This window comes from Actinomadura harenae (assembly GCF_003696215.1).
GTDB classification, from domain to species: domain Bacteria; phylum Actinomycetota; class Actinomycetes; order Streptosporangiales; family Streptosporangiaceae; genus Spirillospora; species Spirillospora harenae.
Map to the genome: position 1 here is coordinate 1 of NZ_RFFG01000246.1, position 2,371 is coordinate 2,371.

The 2,371-nt window shown below is 66.0% G+C and carries 1 protein-coding gene; it reads right to left on the reverse strand.

Annotated features, from left to right (window positions below; genetic code table 11):
* A partial coding sequence (locus EBO15_RS43215; protein WP_147481936.1) for an ATP-dependent Clp protease ATP-binding subunit occupies positions 1-2,369 on the reverse strand: 2,369 nt, incomplete at its 3' end.
* Positions 2,370-2,371: the final 2 nt, after the last annotated feature.

Below are 2,371 nucleotides of genomic sequence, written 5' to 3' on the forward strand. Positions count from 1 at the left end.
CCGTAGAGGATCTTTTCGGAGAGGTTGTCCTCGATCTCGCGTTGGATGGTGCGGCGCAGGGGCCGGGCGCCCAGGACGGGGTCGTAGCCGCGTTCGGCGAGCAGGTTCTTGGCGGCGGGCTGGAGCTCGATGCCCATGTCGCGGTCCTTGAGGCGCTCGTCGACCTTGGCGATCATCAGGTCGACGATCTGGATGATCTCCTTCGGGGTGAGCTGGTGGAACACCACGATGTCGTCGACACGGTTGAGGAACTCGGGGCGGAAGTGCTGCTTGAGCTCCTCCGACACCTTCGACTTCATCCGGTCGTAGGACCCCTGGGTGTCGTCCTGCCGGGAGAACCCCAGGGACTGGCCCTTGGAGATGTCCCGGGTGCCCAGGTTCGTCGTCATGATGATCACGGTGTTCTTGAAGTCGACCACGCGCCCCTGGGCGTCGGTGAGTCGGCCGTCCTCGAGGATCTGCAGCAGGCTGTTGAAGATGTCGGGGTGGGCCTTCTCGATCTCGTCGAACAGCACCACCGAGAACGGCTTGCGGCGGACCTTCTCGGTCAGCTGCCCGCCCTCCTCGTATCCGACGTATCCGGGCGGGGACCCGAACAGCCGGGACACGGTGTGCTTCTCCATGAACTCCGACATGTCCAGCTGGATCAGGGCGTCCTCGTCACCGAACAGGAACTCCGCCAGCGTCTTGGACAGCTCGGTCTTGCCCACACCCGACGGGCCCGCGAAGATGAACGACCCACCCGGGCGCTTGGGGTCCTTCAGGCCCGCACGCGTACGCCGGATCGACTGCGACAGCGCCTTGATCGCGTCTTCCTGACCGATCACCCGGCGGTGCAGCTCGTCCTCCATCCGCAGCAGCCGCGCCGACTCCTCCTCGGTCAGCTTGAACACCGGGATGCCCGTCGCGGTCGCCAGGACCTCCGCGATCAGCTCCTCGGTCACCTCGGCCACGACGTCCATGTCGCCGGCCTTCCACTCCTTCTCCCGCTGCGCCTTCTTGGCCAGCAGCTGCTTCTCCGAGTCCCGGAGCGCCGCGGCCTTCTCGAAGTCCTGCGCATCGATCGCCGACTCCTTCTCCCGGCGAACATCGGCGATCTTCTCGTCGTACTCACGCAGGTCCGGCGGCGCCGTCATCCGGCGGATCCGCATCCGCGACCCCGCCTCATCGATCAGGTCGATCGCCTTGTCCGGCAGGAACCGGTCGGAGATGTAGCGGTCGGCCAGCTGCGCGGCGGCGACCAGCGCGGCGTCGGTGATCGACACACGGTGGTGCGCCTCGTACCGGTCACGCAGGCCCTTGAGGATCTCGATCGTGTGCGACAGGGACGGCTCGGCGACCTGGATCGGCTGGAAACGGCGCTCCAGCGCCGCGTCCTTCTCCAGGTGCTTGCGGTACTCGTCCAGCGTCGTCGCGCCGATCGTCTGCAGCTCACCACGAGCCAGCATCGGCTTCAGGATCGACGCCGCGTCGATCGCACCCTCCGCCGCCCCCGCACCCACCAGCGTGTGCAGCTCGTCGATGAACAAAATGATGTCACCGCGAGTACGGATCTCCTTCAGGACCTTCTTCAGCCGCTCCTCGAAATCACCCCGATACCGCGACCCGGCCACCAACGCGCCCAGATCCAGGGTGTAGAGCTGCTTGTCCTTCAGCGTCTCGGGCACCTCACCCTTGACGATCTTCTGCGCCAGCCCCTCGACCACCGCCGTCTTACCCACACCCGGCTCACCGACCAGCACCGGATTGTTCTTCGTGCGACGCGACAACACCTGCATCACACGCTCGATCTCGGTGTCACGACCGATCACCGGGTCAAGCTTCCCCTCACGGGCAGCCTGCGTCAGGTTCCGACCGAACTGGTCAAGCACAAGGGAGGTGGAGGGAGCGGACTCCGAAGGACCACCGGACGACGCCGGCTCCTTGCCACCGGAGTACCCGTGCAGCAACTGGATGACCTGCTGCCGCACCCGGTTCAAATCCGCGCCCAGCTTCACCAGGACCTGGGCCGCGACACCCTCGCCCTCCCGGATCAGACCCAGGAGGATGTGCTCGGTGCCGATGTAGTTGTGCCCCAGCTGCAGCGCCTCGCGCAGCGACAGCTCCAGCACCTTCTTCGCCCGCGGCGTGAACGGGATGTGCCCCGACGGCGCCTGCTGACCCTGGCCGATGATCTCCTCGACCTGCTGCCGCACCGCCTCGAGACTGATCCCGAGCGACTCCAGCGCCTTGGCGGCCACACCCTCACCCTCGTGGATCAGACCCAGGAGGATGTGCTCGGTGCCGATGTAGTTGTGATTGAGCATCCTGGCCTCTTCCTGAGCCAGAACGACAACCCGCCGCGCGCGGTCGGTGAACCTCTCGAACATCT